At 73.0% G+C, this 19,893-nt stretch carries 19 protein-coding genes and 1 pseudogene; 7 read left to right on the top strand and 13 right to left on the bottom strand.

The window, feature by feature from the left end:
- Positions 1 to 6: 6 nt before the first annotated feature.
- Complete coding sequence (locus tag GA0070621_RS06810) at positions 7 to 1,014, bottom strand: helix-turn-helix transcriptional regulator (protein ID WP_091192424.1); 1,008 nt, start codon at positions 1,012 to 1,014, stop codon at positions 7 to 9.
- Complete coding sequence (locus tag GA0070621_RS06805) at positions 1,011 to 2,009, bottom strand: helix-turn-helix transcriptional regulator (protein WP_091192423.1); 999 nt, start codon at positions 2,007 to 2,009, stop codon at positions 1,011 to 1,013. Before GA0070621_RS06805 ends, GA0070621_RS06810 begins: the two co-directional genes overlap by 4 nt.
- A 150-nt stretch (positions 2,010 to 2,159) precedes the next feature.
- Here GA0070621_RS06805 and GA0070621_RS06800 point away from each other — a divergent pair, with 150 nt between their 5' ends.
- Together GA0070621_RS06800 and GA0070621_RS06795 are read left to right on the top strand one after the other, a co-directional pair.
- The gene (locus GA0070621_RS06800) at positions 2,160 to 3,131 is read left to right on the top strand and encodes a cation diffusion facilitator family transporter (RefSeq protein ID WP_091192421.1); all 972 of its coding nucleotides are present in this window, start codon (positions 2,160 to 2,162) and stop codon (positions 3,129 to 3,131) included.
- 80 nt (positions 3,132 to 3,211) lie between these two features.
- On the top strand, positions 3,212 to 4,297 hold the full coding sequence (locus GA0070621_RS06795; RefSeq protein WP_091192419.1) for a DUF3866 family protein: 1,086 nt from the start codon (positions 3,212 to 3,214) through the stop codon (positions 4,295 to 4,297).
- A 124-nt stretch (positions 4,298 to 4,421) separates the two neighbouring features.
- Here GA0070621_RS06795 and GA0070621_RS06790 read toward each other — a convergent pair whose 3' ends face one another.
- Together GA0070621_RS06790 and pafA are read right to left on the bottom strand one after the other, a co-directional pair.
- Positions 4,422 to 4,616, bottom strand: a complete 195-nt coding sequence (locus GA0070621_RS06790; protein ID WP_091202107.1) for a hypothetical protein — start codon at positions 4,614 to 4,616, stop codon at positions 4,422 to 4,424.
- A gap of 62 nt (positions 4,617 to 4,678) precedes the next feature.
- Positions 4,679 to 6,037, bottom strand: coding sequence for a Pup--protein ligase (pafA, locus tag GA0070621_RS06785; protein WP_091192418.1), 1,359 nt, complete (start codon positions 6,035 to 6,037; stop codon positions 4,679 to 4,681).
- A 127-nt stretch (positions 6,038 to 6,164) separates the two neighbouring features.
- Between pafA and rfbB the strand changes: the two are divergent.
- Positions 6,165 to 7,127 (top strand): annotated as a pseudogene (gene rfbB, locus GA0070621_RS06780) (dTDP-glucose 4,6-dehydratase); the annotation flags it as partial.
- 156 nt (positions 7,128 to 7,283) lie between these two features.
- Here rfbB and prcA read toward each other — a convergent pair.
- The 6 genes from prcA to arc all read right to left on the bottom strand — a co-directional run bounded on the left by prcA (position 7,284) and on the right by arc (position 13,328).
- Positions 7,284 to 8,120 carry a proteasome subunit alpha gene (prcA, locus tag GA0070621_RS06775; protein ID WP_091192414.1) on the bottom strand — a complete coding sequence of 279 codons (837 nt, stop codon included), beginning with the start codon at positions 8,118 to 8,120 and terminating at the stop codon, positions 7,284 to 7,286.
- 66 nt (positions 8,121 to 8,186) lie between these two features.
- Positions 8,187 to 9,026, bottom strand: a complete 840-nt coding sequence (gene prcB / locus GA0070621_RS06770; protein ID WP_091192413.1) for a proteasome subunit beta — start codon at positions 9,024 to 9,026, stop codon at positions 8,187 to 8,189.
- Positions 8,945 to 9,412, bottom strand: coding sequence for an endonuclease VII domain-containing protein (locus tag GA0070621_RS06765; RefSeq protein WP_167666665.1), 468 nt, complete (start codon positions 9,410 to 9,412; stop codon positions 8,945 to 8,947). Before GA0070621_RS06765 ends, prcB begins: the two co-directional genes overlap by 82 nt.
- A 126-nt stretch (positions 9,413 to 9,538) precedes the next feature.
- On the bottom strand, positions 9,539 to 9,745 hold the full coding sequence (locus GA0070621_RS06760) for a ubiquitin-like protein Pup (RefSeq protein WP_091202105.1): 207 nt from the start codon (positions 9,743 to 9,745) through the stop codon (positions 9,539 to 9,541).
- Between the two features lie 108 nt (positions 9,746 to 9,853).
- Positions 9,854 to 11,371: a depupylase/deamidase Dop gene (dop, locus tag GA0070621_RS06755; RefSeq protein ID WP_091192411.1), complete on the bottom strand. Its 1,518-nt coding sequence runs from the start codon at positions 11,369 to 11,371 to the stop codon at positions 9,854 to 9,856.
- 175 nt (positions 11,372 to 11,546) lie between these two features.
- Positions 11,547 to 13,328 (bottom strand): proteasome ATPase, encoded by a 1,782-nt coding sequence (arc, locus tag GA0070621_RS06750; RefSeq protein ID WP_091192410.1) that lies wholly within the window; start codon positions 13,326 to 13,328, stop codon positions 11,547 to 11,549.
- A gap of 178 nt (positions 13,329 to 13,506) precedes the next feature.
- Between arc and GA0070621_RS06745 the strand changes: the two genes are divergently transcribed.
- On the top strand, positions 13,507 to 13,800 hold the full coding sequence (locus GA0070621_RS06745; RefSeq protein WP_091202103.1) for a ferredoxin: 294 nt from the start codon (positions 13,507 to 13,509) through the stop codon (positions 13,798 to 13,800).
- Positions 13,801 to 13,869: 69 nt separating this feature from the next.
- Here the strand turns inward: GA0070621_RS06745 and GA0070621_RS06740 are convergent, their stop codons facing one another.
- The 3 genes from GA0070621_RS06740 to GA0070621_RS06730 form a co-directional block, all read right to left on the bottom strand.
- Complete coding sequence (locus GA0070621_RS06740; protein ID WP_091192408.1) at positions 13,870 to 14,442, bottom strand: hypothetical protein; 573 nt, start codon at positions 14,440 to 14,442, stop codon at positions 13,870 to 13,872.
- A 166-nt stretch (positions 14,443 to 14,608) separates the two neighbouring features.
- Positions 14,609 to 15,595 carry a tRNA (adenine-N1)-methyltransferase gene (locus GA0070621_RS06735; protein WP_167666664.1) on the bottom strand — a complete coding sequence of 329 codons (987 nt, stop codon included), beginning with the start codon at positions 15,593 to 15,595 and terminating at the stop codon, positions 14,609 to 14,611.
- Entirely contained in the window at positions 15,592 to 16,743 is a 1,152-nt protein-coding gene (locus GA0070621_RS06730) for a M50 family metallopeptidase (RefSeq protein WP_231921027.1), read from the bottom strand. The genes GA0070621_RS06735 and GA0070621_RS06730 overlap by 4 nt, the downstream gene beginning before the upstream one ends.
- Positions 16,744 to 16,815: 72 nt before the next feature.
- Between GA0070621_RS06730 and GA0070621_RS06725 the strand changes: the two genes are divergently transcribed.
- From GA0070621_RS06725 to GA0070621_RS06715, 3 genes are all read left to right on the top strand, one after another.
- Positions 16,816 to 17,724 carry a RecB family exonuclease gene (locus GA0070621_RS06725; RefSeq protein WP_091192405.1) on the top strand — a complete coding sequence of 303 codons (909 nt, stop codon included), beginning with the start codon at positions 16,816 to 16,818 and terminating at the stop codon, positions 17,722 to 17,724.
- A gap of 76 nt (positions 17,725 to 17,800) precedes the next feature.
- Positions 17,801 to 18,994, top strand: coding sequence for a sensor histidine kinase (locus GA0070621_RS06720; protein WP_091192403.1), 1,194 nt, complete (start codon positions 17,801 to 17,803; stop codon positions 18,992 to 18,994).
- A gap of 34 nt (positions 18,995 to 19,028) precedes the next feature.
- Complete coding sequence (locus tag GA0070621_RS06715; protein WP_091192402.1) at positions 19,029 to 19,715, top strand: response regulator; 687 nt, start codon at positions 19,029 to 19,031, stop codon at positions 19,713 to 19,715.
- Positions 19,716 to 19,893: the final 178 nt, after the last annotated feature.

The raw sequence follows: 19,893 nt of genomic DNA, 5'->3' as shown, positions 1-19,893 counted from the left end.
GTCAGCCTACTGGGTACGGCCGGCCGCCGCCGGGTCGGCGCGATCCGCCGGCGTCGCGTACGCGTCGAGCGCGGCGACCGCCTGGGCGCGGACCTGCTCGGCCAGCTCGGCCGGGGCGACCACGGTGACGTCCGGACCCAACCCGAGCACGAACCGCCGCGCCCAGCCCAGGTCGGTGACGCGCAGCGACACCAGCCACTGCTCGCCGTCGGCCTCCACCCGTTCGCAGGGGTAGTACTCGGTGATCCACCGCTCGCCGCGGCCGATCCGCAGGGTGATCGACGGCAGGTCGGCCGAGGGGCGGAACACCCCGTCGCTGAGGTCGTACGGGCGGGCCTGCGCCGGCACCACCGCCGGCTCGTCCAGCTCGGTGACCGCGTCGATCCGGTCGGCCCGGAACAGCCGCACCGCCTCGGCGCGGCGGCACCACGCCTCCACGTACGCCCGCCCGCCGACCATCAGCATCCGCAGCGGGTCGATGGTCCGCTCGGTGGTCTCGTCCCGGGCGGCGGTGTAGTAGGTGATCCGCAGCGCCTGGCCGCGCGCCACGGCGGCCCGCAGCTCGCGTACCCGTGGGGAGTCGCCGGGCAGCCGCACCTCCACCGGGGCGCCGGCCAGGTCCCCGGCGGCGTCCTCGATCTTGGCGAGGGCCCGTTCCACGGCCTCCCGGTTGGCCACCCCGGGCGTCTCGGCGAGCATCCGCAGCGCCACCACCAGGGCGAGCGCCTCGTCCGGGGTGAGCCGCAGCGGCCGGTCGATGCCGGCGTCGTAGGTGATGGTGACCCGGTCACCGTCGAACGCCATGTCGATCAGGTCACCCGGGCCGTAGCCGGGCAGCCCGCACACCCAGAGCAGTTCCAGGTCCTCGCGGAGCTGCCGCTCGGTCACCCCCAGGTCCCGCGCCGCCTCGGCGATCTCGATGCCGGGGCGGGCCAGCAGGTAGGGCACCAGGTTCAGCAGCCGGGCGAGCCGGTCCGCCGAGGCGCGGCCACCCCGGGCCGCCGGCCGGGTCACCGGGCACCCCCGGCCACCGCCAGCTCGTCGTGCCGGGCGGCGATCTCCTTCAACCGCTGGATGACCGCCTCCCGCACCTCTGGCGGCTCCAGCACCCGCACCTCCGGGCCGTACCCGACGATCTGGCCGGCCAGGTAGTCCGCGTCGGCGTACGGCAGGATCAGCCGGTCGCCGTCCGGCCCGGAACTGCACTCCGTCGCCCAGCGACGCAGCCCGGCGGCCCGCCCCGGCGCGACCAGCACGGTGGCCCGGTTGGACCGCTCCACCGGCCCGGACCAGCGGGCCACGTGGCTGATCAGGTCCACCCCGGCGGGCGGCTCGTACGCCCCGGTGTCGCCGGTCACCCGGACCGCACCGACCACTCGGGAGAGCCGGAAGCAGCGGGTGGCCGCCCGGTCCAGGTCGTGGCCGACCACGTACCACCGGCCGCGCCAGCAGACCACGCCCCACGGCTGCAGCCGGCGGCGGGTCGGCGCGTCCCGGTCCGGCACCCGGTAGTCGAAGTTGACCTCCCGCCGGTCCCGGGCGGCGGCGGTCAGCGGGGCGAACGCCGGGTCGACCGTCACCATCGGCTCCAGGCCCAGGGTGGCCTGCGGGTCCACGTCGATCCCGGCGGCGCGCAGCTTCGCCAGCCCGGACGACGCCGCGGCGGCCAGGCCGGCGTGCTGCCACAGCCGCGCCGCGATGCCGACGGCGGCGGCCTCGTCCGGTTCCAGGGGAATGTCGGGCAGGGCGTACTCGCGGGGGGCGATCCGGTAGCCGGGCTCGGCGTCGAACACGCTCGCCGTCCCCGTCTCCAACGGCACCCCGAGCTCCCGCAGCTCGGCCTTGTCCCGCTCGAACTTACGCTGGAACGCCTCGTGGTCCTTGGCGTCCTCCGGATCGTGCTCGTATCCGGGCACGGTCGCGGCGATCTGCGCGGCGGTGAGGAACCGTCGCGTGGACAGCAGACAGATCACCAGGTTGACCAGGCGTTCGGTACGGCTCCGCGACACGTGTGAACGCTAGCAGCCCGCGCGCCGTGGGCGTGCACCCGCGCGGGCGTGCCGCGGTGTGGGCCCGCCACGGCCGCCGTCCGCCACCCCGCGACCGCGGGTGATTCCGCTCGCCCGGCGGGCCGCCCGCACCGGTCATAGGGTGAGCGCATGGCGGAGGCCGAGGTCAAGGCCGAGAGCGTCGGCACCGTCGTCGTGGCCGGCTCGGCGAACCTCGCCATCGCGATCGCCAAGACGATCGCCGGCCTGCTCTCCGGCTCGGCGGCGATGCTCTCCGAGGCCGCCCACTCGATCGCCGATACCACCACCGAGGTGCTGCTCTACCTGGCGCTGCGCCGCGGGGCCCGCCCCGCCGACACCCGGCACCCGTTCGGGTACGGCAAGGAGAGCTACGTCTGGGCGTTTCTCGCCGCGCTGTTCACGTTCGTGGTGGGTGCCGGATTCGCCATCACCCACGGCGTGACCACCATCCTCGTGCACCAGCACACCGGAAACTACCTGGTGTCGTACGTCGTGCTGGTGGTCTCCTTCGCGATCGAGTCGGTCTCCCTGGCCCGGGCGGTACGGCAGATCCGCCGGGAGTCCCGCCGCTGGCGGGCCACCCCGCGCCGCTATCTCCGCCTGACCGCCGACACCACCGTCAAGGCGGTCTTCCTGGAGGACTCCGCCGCCCTCGTCGGCCTGGTCGTCGCCGGTGTCGGCCTCGGGCTGTCCGAGCTCACCGGCAGCGAGCTCTACGACGGGATCGCCTCGATCCTCATCGGCGTGCTGTTGTTGGCGGTCGCCACCATCCTGGCCAGGAGCAACGTCTCGCTGCTCGTCGGCCGGGCCGTCTCCGAGCGCATCCACCGGCAGATCGAGCGGGAGATGTTGGCGCTGCCGACGGTGGACCGGGTCGACACGCTGATGACCATGCTGCTCGGCCCGGACGACATCCTGGTCGCCGCCAAGGTCGACTTCCACAACGACGCCACCGGCGCCGACATCGAGGCCGCCGCCGACGAGGCCGAGCGGCGGCTGACCGAACGCTACCCGGAGATCGGGTACGTCTTCCTCGACCCGACGCGCTCGATGCCCGGCACCGACCGGGGCCGCGCCCGGCGTACCCAGAACGAGGACTGACCACCGGCGTACCGGTCCTGTCCCGCGTGCCGGCGACCCGGCCGCGCCCCGGCCCACCGCCGGCCGATAGCGTGCCCCGCATGGTGCGATGGCGGTCCGGCACGGTCACGGCGGTACGGCGACGGTGGGCCGGCGCGACGGAACTCGACGTCGACCTGCCCGACGGCGGCCGGATGCGGGCCCTCGCCTACCCGGCGCTGGTCGGCGACCCGGAGCCCGGCGACCGGGTGCTGCTCAACGTCGGCGCCCTGCTGATGGGCCTCGGCACCGGCGGGTACGCGCTGGTCGTCGCCCTGCCCGACCGGCTCCCCGCCGACCCGCCGCAGGCCGCCGACACCCGCGCCGCCGGCCACCTGGTCAAGGCCCGCTACACCCCGTTGCAGCCGATCCTGCTCGGCGTCGACGAGGACGCCTCCCCGCACCACGCCCGACTGGCCACGGCGGAGAGCGTCGACGGGATGCCGGTGGTCACCGCCGACCTGCACTCCGCCCTCCCGGCGATCCTGGCCGGCGTGCACGCCGACGCCCCCGGTGCCCGGGTGGCGTACCTGCTCACCGACGGCGGAGCGCTGCCGGCCTGGTTCTCCCGCACCCTCGCCGGGCTCGCCGGCCACCTGGTGGGCACGGTCAGCGTCGGGCAGGCGTTCGGCGGCGACCTGGAGGCGAGCACCCTGCACGCCGGCCTGCTCGCCGCCCGGCACGTGCTCCGCGCCGACGTGGCGATCGTCGCCCAGGGCCCGGGTAACCTCGGCACCGGCACCCGGTGGGGCTTCTCCGGCGTGGCGGTCGGCGAGGCGGTCAACGCGGTCGCCACCCTCGGCGGGCGGGCCGTCGGCTCGCTGCGCATCTCCGCCGCCGACCCCCGGCCCCGGCACCGTGGCGTCTCCCACCACAGCCTCACCGCGTACGGTCGGGTGGCCCTCGCCGCCGCGGAGCTGGTCGTACCGGACGGCCTGGAGCCGGCCCTCGCGGCCGAGGTCGCCGCGGCGCTGGCCCCCCTCGCGGAGCGGCACCGGATCGTCGCCGTGCCCACCGACGGCCTGGACGCGGCGCTGCGGGCCAGCCCGGTGGGGCTGTCGACGATGGGCCGGGGCCTCGACGCCGACCACGCCTACTTCCTGGCCGCGGCCGCCGCCGGCCGACACGCGGCCCGACTGCTCGGCTGACCTGCGCTCTCGCGGCCCTCGGCTGACCTGGGCTCCCGCGCCTCGGCTGACGTGCGCCCTCCCGGCCCTCGACGGGCCGGAACTGCCGGGGCGGCGCGAGCAACGCGCCCCGGGCCGGGCCGGCTCAGCCGGCGAGGAAGATCAACGCGAGCCAGGCGCCCACGATGATGATCAGGGTCGCCGCCAGCACCCAGGTCGGCACCCGGTACTCGCCGCGGCGGTTCCGCTCGATCTCGGCGCGGATCTTCTCCCGGCGCCGGTCGATCCAGTTGAGCTTCTCGGTGCCGCTGTCCCGGCCGGAGGGTTCGGAAGTGTTCATCGCGACGCCAGCGTACCCGTGCGCCGGCGGCCGGTGCCCGCAGCACCGGCCGCCGAGCCCGGTCACATGCTCGCGATCAGCCGCTCCACCCGCTCGTCGTACGCCCGGAACGGGTCCTTGCACAGCACGGTCCGCTGCGCCTGGTCGTTCAGCTTCAGGTGCACCCAGTCCACCGTGAAGTCCCGCCGCTTCTCCTGCGCGTGCCGGATGAACTCGCCCCGCAGCCTCGCCCGGGTGGTCTGCGGCGGGGTCTCCTTCGCCTCGAAGATCTCCGGATCGGTCGCCACCCGGTCCACCTCGCCACGCCGCTCCAACAGCCCGTACAGGCCCCGCCCGCGCCGCAGGTCGTGGTACGCCAGGTCCATCTGCGCCACCCGCGGATGCGACAGCGGCAGGTCGTGCTTGCGCTGGTACCGCTCGATCAGGCGCAGCTTCGTCACCCAGTCGATCTCCCGGGCCACCGGGTCCAGGTCGCCGGTCTCCACCGACCGCAGCACCCGCGCCCACAGGTCCACCACCCGCTTCGCGGTCTGGTCCCCGCCCCGGCGCTCCACGAACTCCGTCGCCCTCGCCAGATACTCCTGCTGGATCTCCAGCGCCGAGATCTCCTTGCCGGAGGCCAGCCGCACCTTCCGCCGGCCGGTGATGTCGTGCGACACCTCGCGGATCGCCCGGATCGGGTTCTCCAGCGTCAGGTCCCGCATCACCACCCCGGCCTCGATCATCCGCAGCACGATGTCGGCCGTGCCGACCTTCAGCAGCGTGGTGACCTCGTTCATGTTCGAGTCGCCGACGATCACGTGCAGCCGGCGGTACCGCTCCGCGTCGGCGTGCGGCTCGTCCCGGGTGTTGATGATCGGCCGGCTCCGGGTGGTCGCCGAGGAGACGCCCTCCCAGATGTGCTCGGCCCGCTGCGACAGACAGTAGACCGCTCCGCGCGGCGTCTGGAGCACCTTCCCGGCGCCGCAGATCAACTGGCGGGTCACCAGGAACGGGATCAGCACATCGGCGAGCCGACCGAACTCCCCGTGCCGGGAGACCAGGTAGTTCTCGTGGCAGCCGTACGAGTTGCCGGCCGAGTCGGTGTTGTTCTTGAACAGGTAGATCTCGCCCGCGATGCCCTCGTCGTGCAGCCGCTTCTCCGCGTCGACGAGCAGCCCCTCCAGGATCCGTTCCCCGGCCCGGTCGTGGGCCACCAGGTCGGTCACCGAGTCACACTCGGGCGTCGCATATTCCGGGTGCGAGCCCACGTCCAGATAGAGGCGGGCCCCGTTGCGCAGGAACACGTTGCTCGACCGGCCCCACGACACCACCCGCCGGAACAGGTACCGCGCGACCTCGTCGGGGGACAGCCGGCGCTGCCCGCGATACGTGCAGGTGACGCCGTACTCGGTTTCGAGGCCGAAGATTCGCCGCTCCATGAAATGACATTAGCCGCCCGTGGCCCCAAATGGGCAACGCTCAACCCAGCCGTCTCCGCGGCGCCCGCCCGCAGGAGTCCACGGCATCCCGCCGCGGGCAAATCCCGACACCGGTACTTTCCGACCCGTGAGAATCCTGGTCACCGGCGGGGCCGGCTTCATCGGATCGGCGTACGTCCGGCGGCTGCTCGCCGGCGCCGAGCCGGCCCTCGACGTGGACGCCGTCACCGTGCTCGACGCGTACACCTACGCCGCCACCGAGGCCGCCCTCGACCCGGTACGCGCCGACCCCCGGCTACGGATCATCCGCGGCGACATCCGCGACGCCGCCCTCGTCGACGCCACCGTCCCCGGCCACGACGTCGTGGTGCACCTCGCCGCCGAATCCCACGTCGACCGCTCCATCGCCGACGCCGCCGCCTTCGTCACCACCAACGTGGTCGGCACCCAGATCCTGCTCGACGCGGCCCTACGGCACGGCGTCCCGCGGTTCGTGCAGGTCTCCACCGACGAGGTCTACGGCTCCATCGCCACCGGCTCCTGGACCGAACAGGCCCCGCTGGACCCCAGCTCCCCGTACTCGGCCAGCAAGGCCGCCGCCGACCTGCTCGCCCTCGCCTACCACCGCACCCACGGCCTCGACGTCGTCGTCACCCGGGGCGCCAACACCTACGGCCCGTACCAGTACCCCGAGAAGATCGTGCCGCTCTTCGTCACCAACCTGCTCGACGGGCACGACGTCCCCCTCTACGGCGACGGCGGCAACGTCCGGGAATGGCTGCACGTCGACGACCACTGCCACGGCATCGCGCTCGCCCAGACCAACGGCCGGCCCGGCGGCATCTACCACCTGGGCGGCGACGCCGAACTGACCAACCGCGAGCTGACCGGCCGGCTGCTGGCCGCCTGCGCCGCGGGCTGGGACCGGGTCCGACCCGTCGCCGACCGCCAGGGCCACGACCGGCGGTACTCGCTGGACTGCGCCGCCACCCGCCGCGAACTGGGCTGGACCCCCACCGTCGACCTCGACCGGGGACTCGCCGCCACCGTCGACTGGTACCGCGACCACCGCGCCTGGTGGCAACCGCTCAAGCCGCACCGCGCTGACCCCGGCCGTCGCCGGCCCGGCAAGGCGACGACCGACGGTACGGGCCAACGTCAGCCCAGGTAGACGGCGAACGACGTCGCCGGACCGGTTGGACGGCGACCGACGGGTACGGGCCGACGCCGACGCCGGCCCCGGCCGTCACTCCCCGGGCTGCTCCTCCTGCTGCTGGCCCTCCAGGTCCGCCGAGCCGGCCGACGTGATCGGCTTCTTCGCCTCCTCGGTGGGCACCGTGGGGGTCTGCGCCCGCCCCGGCGCCGGCGCGGTGTCCGCGCTCGCGTCCCCCTCCAGCAACGCGGTCAGCGCCGCCCCGGTCACCCGCCGGAACGTACGCCCGATCCGGCGCCGGTCCAGGACCGCCACCTCCATCTGGTTGGCGGCGATGGCACGGGCCGCCCCGCCCTCCCCGCCGACGCTGCCCAGCGCCTTGACCGCGGCCCGTACCGCCTCCGACAGCGACATGTCCGGCCGGTGCTCGTTCTTCAGCACCCCGGTGATCGCCTCGGCCTGACCGCCCATCGCCATCCGGCCCGGCTCATCGTTGACCGACCCGTCATAGGTCAACCGGTAGAGCGAGTCGTCGTCCGGGGTCGCGCCCACCTCCGCCACGCAGATCTCCACCTCGAACGGCTTCGACTGCTCGGTGAAGATCGCGCCCAGCGTCTGCGCGAACGCGTTGGCCAGGGCCAGGCCGGTCACGTCCCGCCGGTCGTAGCTCAGGCCGTTCAGGTCGGCCATCCGCACCCCGGCGCGGCGCAGGTTCTCGAACTCGTTGTACCGGCCCACCGCGGCGAAGCCGATCCGGTCGTAGATCTCGCTGACCTTGTGCAGGGTGCTGGACAGATTCTCCGCGACGAAGAGCACCCCGCCCTCGTAGCTCAGGACCACCGCGCTGCGGCCCCGGGCGATGCCCTTGCGGGCCAACTCGGAGCGGTCGCGCATGATCTGCTCGGGCGAGGCGTAGAACTGCATGGCCACGGCGGCGGTTCTCCTTCGGGCGCTGTGCTGCGGGGACTGCTGACTCAGGTGGGGGTGAGGGCGGGATCAGCCGCCCGGGTTCTCCATCCGGCCGGCCACGACGCTCTCCGCGATCGCCGCCGTCTCGGCATCGGTGAGCCGATGGGTGCCCTCCGCCGTCGCGGTCATCACCACCGGGTAGATCCGGCGGGTGAGATCCGGGCCGCCGGTGGCGGTGTCGTCGTCGGCCGCGTCGTAGAGCGCCTCGACGGCGAGCCGCACCGCGTCGTCGATCGACTGGCCCGCGCGGAACCGCTTCTTCAGCGCCGACTTGGCGAACAGGGAGCCGGAACCGATCGCGTCGTAGCCGGTCTCCTCGTACGGGCCGCCGGTGACGTCGAAGCTGAAGATCCGACCGGCCCGGGCCGGGTCGCCGGCCGCCAGGTCGAAGCCGGCGAAGAGCGGGATCACCGCGAGGCCCTGCATGGCCGCGCCCAGGTTGCCCCGGATCATCGACGCCAGCCGGTTGGCCTTGCCGTCGAGCGAGAGCATCGCGCCCTCGATCTTCTCGTAGTGTTCGAGCTCCACCTGGAACAGTCGCATCAGCTCGATGCCGATGCCCGCGGTGCCCGCGATGCCGACCAGCGAGTACGCGTCGGCCGGGTGCACCTTCTCGATGTCCCGCTGGGCGATCAGGTTGCCCATCGTGGCGCGCCGGTCGCCGGCCATCACCACGCCACCGGCGGCCGACATGGCCACGATGGTCGTTGCGTGCGGCGCCATGTCGGCGGCCATGCCGGGCGGCAGCGGCCTCCGGCCGGGCAGCATCTCGGGGGCGACCTTGCTCAGGAACGCTGTGAAGGAGGACGTCCCCGCGTTGGTGAACGCATCTGGTAGACGCCCGGATGGATCAAAGCCCGCTGCCACGTAGTTCCTCTCAGGTACGTGATCGCCCCGGCCAGCCTCACCGGACTGTCGCGGAACTGACCAAGACCGCCATTGCAGTTGAAGCAGAGTATCCCGCGCACCCACCCGGTGCGATGATCGTGGTCCACATGTTCCGGATCGGGGTCGCCGCAGACCGCGCAGGCACCGCCCTGCTCGGCGAGGAGCTCCTGAAACTCCTTCTCCCCGATCCCGTACCGCCGCCGCAGGTGGTACTCGCGCGTGCCGCCGTAGAGCCGCTGCGCGGTCTCCTTACCGCAGGCGTTGTGGCAGGGCTTGCAGTAAGAGTGCCGTCCGCGGAACCGAAGATCTCTTCTGCGGTCCGATCCCGCGCTTGCGGCGGCTCGCCTGCGAGCGTGCCGCCGCACAAGTCTTGCAGTAACAGGCGCGCCCGTCCGCCCGCCGCCGGTTGCGGTGGAAGTCCGTGACGGGCAACAACCGCTCACATTGCGGGCACTTCTTGTCCGACTCGCTGGGCGAATCGGACATTCTTCTCATTCACCCCCTTTCTGGACATATCCCCTCACGAACTCCTCTGCGTTTTCTTCCAGGACGGAGTCGATCTCGTCGAGCAGGTCGTCGACGTCCTCGGTGATCTCGGCGTGCCGCTCGGCAACCTCGGGGTTGGCCTGCGCGGTGGCCTCCTCGACCTCCTCGTGCGACTTGCCGTGCTGGGTCTGGCCGCCTTCTTGGGTCGCCATCGTTGCCTCCTCCACGATCGCCTGCGATGAACTTACCTCGGTAGAGCGACGAAAAGCCCGCCGCGCGCCGGGTTCCGGCGCGGGACGGGCTTTCCGGCAGGGTACGTCTCAGCCCCCGGTCAGCGTCTCCAGCAGGTCCTTGGCGCTCTCGCACCGGTCGAACAGCTGCCCGACGTGCTTGCGGGTGCCCCGCTCGGGCTCCATCATCGGCACCCGGACCAGCGACTCCCGGCCCACGTCGAAGATGACCGAGTCCCAGCTGGCGGCGACCACCTCGGAGGCGTACTGGGCCAGGCAGCGACCGCGGAAGTAGGCCCGGGTGTCCTCCGGCGGCTCGGTCATCGCGGTGCGCGTCTGCTCGTCGTCGAGCAGGGTCTTCATCGCACCGCGGGAGACCAGCCGGTGATAGAGGCCCTTCTCCGGCCGGACGTCGGAATACTGCAGGTCGACCAGCTGGAGCTTGTGCGCGCCCCAGCCGAGCTGCTCCCGCTCCCGGTAGCCCTCCAGCAACCGCAGCTTGGCCACCCAGTCCAGCTCGTCGGCGCAGAGGAACGCGTCGCGGCCGAGCCGGTCCAACACGCTCTCCCAGCGGTCGAGCACGTCGGCGGTCTGCGCGTCCACGTCGTCGCCGTACCGGTCGTCCACGAAGGACCGGACCCGCTCCAGGTACGCCCACTGCACGTCCAGGGCGGTCAGCCGCCGGCCGTCCCGCAGCCGCATCAGGTGCTTGAGCGACGGGTCGTGGCTGACCGCCCGCAGCTCGCTGACCGGGTCGGCGATGCCGAGGTCGGGGCCGAGCGACTTCTCCTCGATCATGGTGAGGATCAGCGCGGTGGTGCCCAGCTTGAGGTACGTGGAGATCTCCGACAGGTTGGCGTCGCCGATGATGACGTGCAGCCGGCGGTACTTGTCGGCGTCCGCGTGCGGCTCGTCCCGGGTGTTGATGATCGGCCGCTTCAGGGTGGTCTCCAGCCCCACCTCGACCTCGAAGAAGTCGGCCCGCTGGGAGATCTGGAAGCCGCTCTGGCCACCGTCCTGGCCGATGCCGACCCGGCCGGCGCCGCACACCACCTGACGGGTGACGAAGAACGGCGTCAGGTACGCCACGATGTCGGCGAACGGGGTCTGCCGCCGCATCAGGTAGTTCTCGTGGGCGCCGTAGCTGGCGCCCTTGTTGTCGGTGTTGTTCTTGTAGAGGTGGATGGGCTGGGTGCCCGGGATGGTGGCGGCCCGCCGGGCCGCCTCGGCCATCACCCGCTCGCCCGCCTTGTCCCAGCGCACCAGGTCGAGGGGGTTGGTCACCTCGGGGGTGGAGTATTCCGGGTGGGCGTGGTCGACGTAGAGCCGGGCCCCGTTGGTGAGTATGACGTTGGCCAGCCCCAGGTCCTCGTCGGCGAGCGCCTCGGCGGGGTCGTACGCGGCCCCGGAGTAGGTGAAACCGCGGGCGTCGCGCAGCGGCGACTCCTCCTCGTAGTCCCAACGGGCCCGGCCGCCCCGGTTGAGCTCCGGGCGCGCCCCGTAGGCGTTGACCACCTGCGAGGAGGTGACCATCGGGTTGGCCCCGGCCTGGCCGGGCACGGAGATGCCGTACTCGACCTCGGTGCCCATGATCCGTCTGACGCTCATCGACCTGCCGCTCCGCTCGCCGTTCCGGTCCCCCGTCACGTCGAGCGTAGTCGCCGTCACAGGGAAAAGGGCGTGGCCGCCCCGGGGCGTACGGTGTGGCGGGCCGCGGCGGGGTCGGCCGGACGTACGGAGGCCCGCGACGCGGTGCGTCGCGGGCCTCCGTCGTGCCGTCGGACTACAGGTACTGGCCGGTGTTGCTGGCGGTCTCTATCGACCTGCCGGCCTCCGCGCCCTTGCCACCGGAGACGAGCGTACGGATGTAGACGATCCGCTCGCCCTTCTTGCCGGAGATGCGCGCCCAGTCGTCGGGGTTGGTGGTGTTGGGCAGGTCCTCGTTCTCGCGGAACTCGTCGACGCAGGCGTCGAGGAGGTGCTGCAACCGCAGCCCCTTGCGCCCGGAGGTGAGGAACTCCTTGATGGCCATCTTCTTGCCCCGGTCGACGATGTTCTGGATCATCGCGCCGGAGTTGAAGTCCTTGAAGTAGAGGACTTCCTTGTCGCCGTTGGCGTAGGTGACCTCGAGGAAGCGGTTCTCCTCGGTCTCCGAGTACATCCGCAGCACGACGGCGTCGATCATCGCCGCCACGGTGGCCTGCGAGTCGCCGCCGTGCTCGGCCAGGTCGTCCGCGTGCAGCGGCAGGCCGGCGAGGATGTACTTGGAGAAGATGTCCTTGGCCGCCTCGGCGTCCGGCCGCTCGATCTTGATCTTGACGTCGAGCCGGCCGGGGCGCAGGATCGCCGGGTCGATCATGTCCTCCCGGTTGGAGGCGCCGATGACGATGACGTTCTCCAGGCCCTCGACGCCGTCGATCTCGCTGAGCAGCTGCGGGACGATGGTGTTCTCCACGTCGGAGGAGACACCGGAGCCGCGGGTACGGAAGACGGAGTCCATCTCGTCGAAGAACACGATCACCGGGGTGCCCTCGCCGGCCTTCTCCCGCGCCCGCTGGAAGATCAACCGGATGTGCCGCTCGGTCTCGCCGACGTACTTGTTGAGCAGCTCGGGGCCCTTGATGTTGAGGAAGAAGCTGGTGTGCTTCTCCTCGCCACGCCGCTCGGCGATCTTCTTGGCCAGCGAGTTGGCCACCGCCTTGGCGATCAGCGTCTTGCCGCAGCCGGGCGGACCGTAGAGCAGGATGCCCTTCGGCGGCCGGAGCTGGTGCTCACGGAACAGGTCGGCGTGCAGGAACGGCAACTCCACCGCGTCGCGGATCTGCTCGATCTGCGCCTGGAGGCCACCGATGTCCTCGTAGTCGACGTCGGGCACCTCCTCCAGCACGAGCTCCTCGACCTCGCTCTTCGGGATCCGCTCGTACGCGTACGCCGAGCGGGGCTCGATCATGAGCGAGTCGCCGGCCCGTATCGCGGAGCCGATCAGGGTCTCGGCGAGGTGCACGATCCGTTCCTCGTCGGAGTGCGAGACCACCAGCGCCCGGTCGCCCGGAGCGCCGCCGGGCCCGGCGAGCACCTCCTTGAGCATCACGACCTCGCCGACCCGCTCGTAGCCGAACGCGTCGACGATGTTGAGCGCGTCGTTGAGCAGGACCTCCTGGCCGCGCCGCAACTCGTCGGCGTCCAGCGAGGGCGAGACGGCCACCCGGAGCTTGCGCCCGCCGGTGAACACGTCCACCGTGCCGTCTTCGTGCTTGGCCAGAAAGACGCCGTAGCCACTCGGCGGCTGGGCGAGGCGGTCGATCTCCTCCTTGAGCGTCACGATCTGCGCGCGAGCCTCCTTGAGGGTGCTCACGAGCCGTTCGTTGTTCTCGGTCAGCCGCGCCAACTGGGCCTGGGCGGCCGCCAGCCGCTCTTCGAGCTGCCGGACGTGTCGGGGGCTTTCGGTCAACTTGCGCCGCACCAGGGCGAGTTCCTCTTGCAGGAACGCGACCTGCGTGGAGAGATCGTGGGCCTCCTTCTCCCACCGTGCGGCGCGCGAGTCCGCGTCGTCGCTGCGTGCCACGTCCCACCTCCCCGGGGGGCTTGAACGTTCTGAGCTAACACTAGCCGCTGTGAGCTCGATTCGGTCCTCCGCAACGCGCTCGTCACCGAAGCTTGATCGCCACGGGCTGGTCGTCGGGCGGGTACGGGCGTTCGGGTACCGTCGGAGGGTGGGACGGGAGAACATGGGGGGTGCACCGGTGGCGGAGGTCGCGACGGACCAGCTTCAGGTCTGGGTGGATCAGGATCTCTGCACGGGCGACGGGCTGTGCGTCCAGTACGCGCCCGAGGTCTTCGAGTTCGACGTCGACGGCCTGGCGTACGTCAAGGGCCCGGACGGCGAGCTGCGGCAGGCCCCGGGCGCCCGGGTCGACGTGCCGGAGCACCTGCGCCTCGAGGTGATCGACTCGGCGAAGGAGTGTCCGGGCGAGTGCATCCACGTGGTACGCGGCAGCGACGGCGCCGCGGTGGCCGGGCCCGACGCCGAGGACTGACCCCGGACAGGCGACGAAGAGCCGCACGGTGCGGGCCGGGGACGAGCGTCCCCCGGCCCGCGCGGCGTCTCACAGCAGGGGACGGCCGACGACCGAGGCGACCAGGCGGGCGAACTCCTCCAGCCGGGCGATCTGCCCGGCGCCGCCGTCGTCGAGGGTCTTGCCGAAGCGCAGCGCGTCGTGCCGGGGCGCGCCGACCATCTCGTCGCTGGGTGGCGCCTCGTCCAGCGAGGAGAGCAGCAGGTACACGTCGATGCTGTCGACCCGGACCTCGCCGGTCTCCGAGCGGGTGAGCCGCCGCCGGCAGCCGACCTCGGTGACCGTGGAGACCGGCACCACCCGCAGCGACGAGGTCATCGAGCCGGCCGGCCCCTCCCCCGGCGGGACGTCCTCGCCGTGCCAGAGGATCAACCGGCTGCCGTCGCAGACGACGACCTCCTGCCACACCCCGTTGACCTCGTTGACGAAGCGCTCCAGCGTGAAGCCGAGCACCGAGGCGCCGCGCAGCACCCCGCCGAGGGCGTCCAGGGCGATGTCCGGGTCGCGCAGGTACGCCCGGGCGGCCGACTCCAGGTCGGCGTAGGGCGACCAGTCCGGGAAGACGGCGGGCAGGTCGCCGTTGCCGTAGCCGGGGTTGCTCATGCCGTCACCTCCCTGCGGTCGGCGCCGGCATGAGGCTGAACCGCGCCGAGCCCGACGGTTCCCTCGCTACGCTCGCTCACCCCACCGCCTCCGCCCGTTCCGGTGTCGTCCCCGCCGAGATGTCTGATCTCTACGACGCCCACTCATGCCCGTCCGTGCCGCCGGGTCACGAATGGTCCAGCTCCGGCCCGGTCGGGTCGGGGTCGGCCGCCGCCTGCCGGGCCGCCTCCGCCTCGCGCAGCGCCTGCCGGCGCTGGACGTACGCCTCGGTGCCCTTGCTGGGCTTGCGGCGGCGCGGCGGGGCGGTGACCCCGGGGGCGAGCTTGCGGGCGGAGACCAGGAACGCGGTGTGCGCGATCATGCGGTGGTCGGGGCGCACCGCCAGCCCCTCGGCGTGCCAGTCCCGGACCAGCGACTCCCAGGCCCGCGGCTCGGTCCAGCCGCCGCGCTCGCGCAGCGCCTCGACCAGCTCGGAAAGCTGTGGGGTGGTGGCCACGTAGCCGATCAGGACGCCACCGGGGACGAGCGCCCGCTCGACCATGTCGAGCATCTCCCAGGGGGTGAGCATGTCCAGGATGATCCGGTCGAATCCGGTCTCCCGGCAGTCGGCGACGTCGCCGACGTGCAGCCGCCAGGCGGGGTGCGGCGCGTTGAAGAACGCCTCGACGTTGCGCCTGGCGATCTGGGCGAAGTCCTCGCGCAGCTCGTAGGAGTGCAGCTCGCCCTCGACGCCGACGGCGCGCAGCAGCGAGCAGGAGAGCGCGCCGGAGCCGGCGCCGGCCTCCAGGACCTTCGCACCGGGGAAGATGTCGCCCATGGCGACGATCTGCGCCGAGTCCTTCGGATAGATCACCTGGGCGCCGCGCGGCATGGAGAGCACGTAGTCCGACAGCAGCGGCCGCAGGGCCAGGAACGCGGTGCCGCCGCCGGCGGTGGTGACCACACTGCCGTCGGGCAGGCCGATCAGCGTGTCGTGCTTGAGGATCCCCCGGTGGGTGTGGAACTCCTTGCCGGGCTCCAGCGTCACGGTGTGCATCCGGCCCTTGGGGTCGGTCAGCTGCACCCGGTCGCCGGGACGGAACGGCCCACGGTGCACCGGGGGCAGCGCCGGGGCGGCGGGGTCGGCCGGGACGGCGGAGGAATGTGCGGTCACGTGTTCGTCTTCCGTTTGGGTTCGAGGAGCTGTGCCAGATCCGCGATGTGCAGAACGCCGACGACATCTTCGCCTGCGGTCACGACGTACTGTGCGGCCGGGTGGGTGCGTAGGGTCTCCAGCACCCGTTCGCCGTCCGCGCCGACCGGCAGGGCCGGCAGGGTGTCCAGGTCGTGGGAGACCGCGTCCACCGCGAGCCACGGCCGCCGTTGCGGGGGTACGGCGTCGGCCCGGGCCGGGTCGACCAGGGCGACCGGCCGGCCGGCGGCGTCGACGACGGCGAGCGCGGCGGCGGGGGTGGCGGCCTCGGCGCGGCGGCGCTGCGCCTCCGCGAGCGGGGTGCCGGTGGGTACGCCGAACACCGGGCGGGCGAGCCGGGCCAGGTCGACCAGTGGAAGGCGGCGGCTGATCCGGGCCATCCGGATGGACTGGCCGGCGCCCCGCCAGAGGGTGACCGCGACCAGCAGCACCAGTGGCAGGACCACCGGGGCGAGCGCCCGGCGCAGGGTGAGCAGGACGACCAGGGCCAGGGTGGTGACGGCCACCGCCCGGCCCACCCAGCCGGCCACCTCGGTGCCGCGGTGCCGGTCGCGGGTGAGCGCCCAGACTGCGGCGCGCAGCGCCCGGCCGCCGTCGAGCGGCAGCCCCGGCAGGCTGTTGAAGACGGCGACCACCACGTTGCTCACCGCGAGCTGGAAGGCGAACTGGTGGGCGAGGGTGCCGTCGGGCAGGGCCAGGGTGGCGGCGACGGCGGCGGCGCCGAGCACCGCGGACACGGCCGGGCCGGCGAGGGAGACGAGCAGGTCGACGCGGGGGCTGGGGGCGTCCCGGTCCATCTCGGTGTAGCCGCCGAGCAGTTCCAGGGTGATGCCGCGCACACCGATGCCGTAGCGGCGGGCGGTCAGGGCGTGGCCCAGTTCGTGCAGCAGCACCGAGCCGAGCAGCGAGACCACGAAGCCGAGGCCGACCAGGTAGCCGCCGAGGTGGCCGAGGTCGAGCTGACGACGGGCGAGGGCGGCGTACAGGACGGTGACGACGAGGGCGAGCAGCAGCATCGAGGGGTCGACGCGCAGCGGCACCCCGCACACCCGACCGACGGTCAGTCCGGGCCGGCGCGGCGGTCGGGGCCTCTGCTCCACCGGGTCGATGCTACGCGGTGCGGATCATGCCCCGGTGCGGCGGCGGTGGCCCTGTCACACCGGTGCCCTAACCTTCCGGACATGACGGCGGAACCGGTGATCGACAGGCAGGACTCCCCCACGGCGGCGCCGCCCACGGTGCGGGCGTCGCTGTCGCCGTCACGGGCGGCGGATTTCAAGACCTGCCCGTTGCTCTACCGGTTCCGCAGCATCGACCGGCTGCCCGAGCGCCCCACCGTGGAGCAGGCCCGGGGCACGCTGGTGCACGCGGTGCTGGAGCGCCTGTTCGACCTGCCGGCGGCGGCGCGCACCCCGCGGTCCGCCGGCGACCTGGTCGCCCCGCAGTGGGACCGGCTGGTCACCGAGCAGCCGGAGCTGGCGACGCTCTTCGCCGAGGGCGACGCCACGGGGCCGGCCGAGTTCCTCCGCTCGGCCGCCGCGCTGCTGGAGGGCTACTTCGCGGTGGAGGACCCGCGCCGGCTGGAGCCGGCGGAGCGAGAGGCGTTGATCTCGGCGGTGGTCGACGAGGAGCTGCTGATCCGGGGCTACCTGGACCGGCTCGACGTGGCGCCGGACGGCGCGCTGCGGGTCGTCGACTACAAGACCGGCGGTGCGCCGCGCGAGGCGTTCGAGGCCCGGGCCCTGTTCCAGCTCAAGTTCTACGCGCTGGTGCTGTGGCGCACCCGCGGGGTGGTGCCGCGGGTGCTCCGGCTGCTATACCTCAAGGACGCCGAGGTCTGCGACTACGCACCCGACGCGGAGGAGCTGCTGCGCTTCGAGCGCACCGTGGTGGCGCTCTGGCAGGCCATCGAGCAGGCCACCGAGCGGCAGGATTTCCGTCCCCGGCCGAGCCGGCTCTGCGACTGGTGCGCCCATCAGGCGCTCTGCCCGAGCTTCGGCGGCACCCCACCGCCGTTCCCGGCGGCCGGCGCCGGGGATCCGCTGACCGACGCCCGGTCCCGGCCGGCCGTCCCAGGGGCGGACGAGTGACCCTCATCCTCGGGGAGGAGGCCGGGTTCGGCTTCGACGACGAGGGGTCGGGCCGGGCGGCGGCTAGCGTCGGAGCATGAGCAACCGGGTGCGGGCGTGGGTACGCGGTCGGCCGCTGGCCGCCGACGCCTGCGTGGCGGTCGCACTGGTCCTGCTGGACGCGGCGTTCCTGCTGCTCACCCCGCGGGAGCTGCGCCCCGCCCAGCTGTGGGCGGCGCTGGGCTGGGCCGCGCTGTGCGCCGCCCCGGTGGCGGTACGCCGGATCGCGCCGTGGCCGGCGGTGGGGGCGGCGGTGGCCACCCTGGCCGTGCCGGTGCTGCTCGGGCAGGCGCCGACCGCGCAGGGGCTGACCTTCGTCGTGCTCACCTACACGATGGCGGCGCACCAGCGGCTGCGGCCGGCCGTGCTCGCCTCGTCGCTGCTCTGGGCGCCGGTGGTGCTGGCCACCCTGGTCGTGCCGCGGGGTGGTGTGCTCGACGTGGGCCCGGCCTATCTGGCGCTCAACAATCTGCTCGCCGCGTCCGGGGCGTACGCGGTGGGGCGGGCGGTGCAGGCGCGCCGGCAGTCGACGCGGATGCTGCGCGAGCGGGCCCGGGTCGCCGAGGCGACGCAGCGGTCCCTCGCCGAGCAGGCCGTCGCCGACGAGCGGCGCCGGATCGCCCGGGAGCTGCACGACGTGGTCGCGCACCAGGTCAGCGTGATGGGAGTGCTGGCCACCGGGGCCCGCCGGGTGCTGCGCCGCGACCCGGACGCGGCCGACGCGGCGATGGCCACGGTCGAGGAGACCGGCCGGGCCACCCTGCGCGAGCTGCGCCGGCTGCTGGACGTGCTGCGCACCGACTCGGAGCCGGCCGCCGAGCTGGCCCCGCAGCCGGGGCTGACCGGCATCGAGGCGCTCGTCGAGCAGGTCCGGGAGGCGGGGCTGCCGGTGACACTGCGGGTCGACGGCAGGTTCGGGCCGTTGGAGGAGGGGGTGGCGCTCACCGTCTACCGGATCGTGCAGGAGGCGCTGACGAACGCCCTCAAGCACGCCGGGGCGGCCACCGCGCTGGTCCGGCTCACCGTCACCGACGACTTCCTGGCCGTGGAGGTGACCGACACCGGCCGCGGTCCGGCGCCGCTGCCCGACCGGATCGGGCACGGCCTGGTCGGTATGCGGGAGCGGGTCGCCCTCTACGGTGGGATCCTGCGGACCGGTCCGCGGACCGGCGGCGGCTTCCGGGTGTACGCGCGGATTCCGCTCGAGTCCGTCGGGGCGGTCGCGGCGTGACCGTTCCCGGCCCGCCGGCACGACGAGGAGACGGATGACCGACAGCACGGCGACCCCACGACCGGTGCGGATTCTGCTCGCCGACGACCAGCCGTTGCTGCGTACCGGCTTCCGGATGGTGCTCGGCACCGAGGACGACCTGGACATCGTCGCCGAGGCCGGGGACGGGTTGGAGGCGGTGGAGCTGTCCCGGCGGCTGCTGCCGGACGTGGTGCTGATGGACATCCGGATGCCCCGGATGGACGGGGTGGCGGCGACCCGGGCGATCGTGGACGCCCGGCTGCCGGTGCGGGTGCTCATCCTCACCACCTTCGACCTGGACGAGTACGTGGTGGGCGCGCTGCGGGCGGGGGCGAGCGGCTTCCTGGCCAAGGACGTGCCGGCCGAGGACCTGGTCACCGCGATCCGTACGGTGGCCGCCGGGGAGGCGGTGGTGGCGCCGCGGATCCTGCGCCGGCTGCTGGACCGCTTCGCCGACGTGCTGCCGGACCCCGCGGCGACCCCGCCGAGGGCGCTGAGCGCGCTGACCGAGCGGGAGCGGGAGGTGCTGGTGCAGGTGGCGCGCGGGCTGTCCAACGCCGAGATCGCCCGGGCGCTGTCGGTCAGCGAGACCACCATCAAGACCCACGTCGGGCACGTGCTGACCAAGTTGGGGCTGCGTGACCGGGTGCAGGCGGTCGTGCTGGCGTACGAGACGGGGCTGGTGCGCCCGGGCGCCTGAGCGGCGTACGCGCGTGGCGCCGATCACCTACCGTGACCATCGGCGGCGCGGCAGGGTTGACCATGACGCGACGTGACGTGACGTCCTAGCGTCGGCGGCGCCGTGCGACGGCGGGTCAGGGGGGACCCTGAGCCGGTCTCGGGGTCGACCCCCACCGTGATTTCCGGCGGCGGCTCCG

The organism is Micromonospora narathiwatensis, assembly GCF_900089605.1.
Lineage (GTDB): Bacteria > Actinomycetota > Actinomycetes > Mycobacteriales > Micromonosporaceae > Micromonospora > Micromonospora narathiwatensis.
The sequence above is the reverse complement of the archived record's forward strand: the minus strand, read 5'-3'. Positions and strand labels throughout refer to the sequence as shown.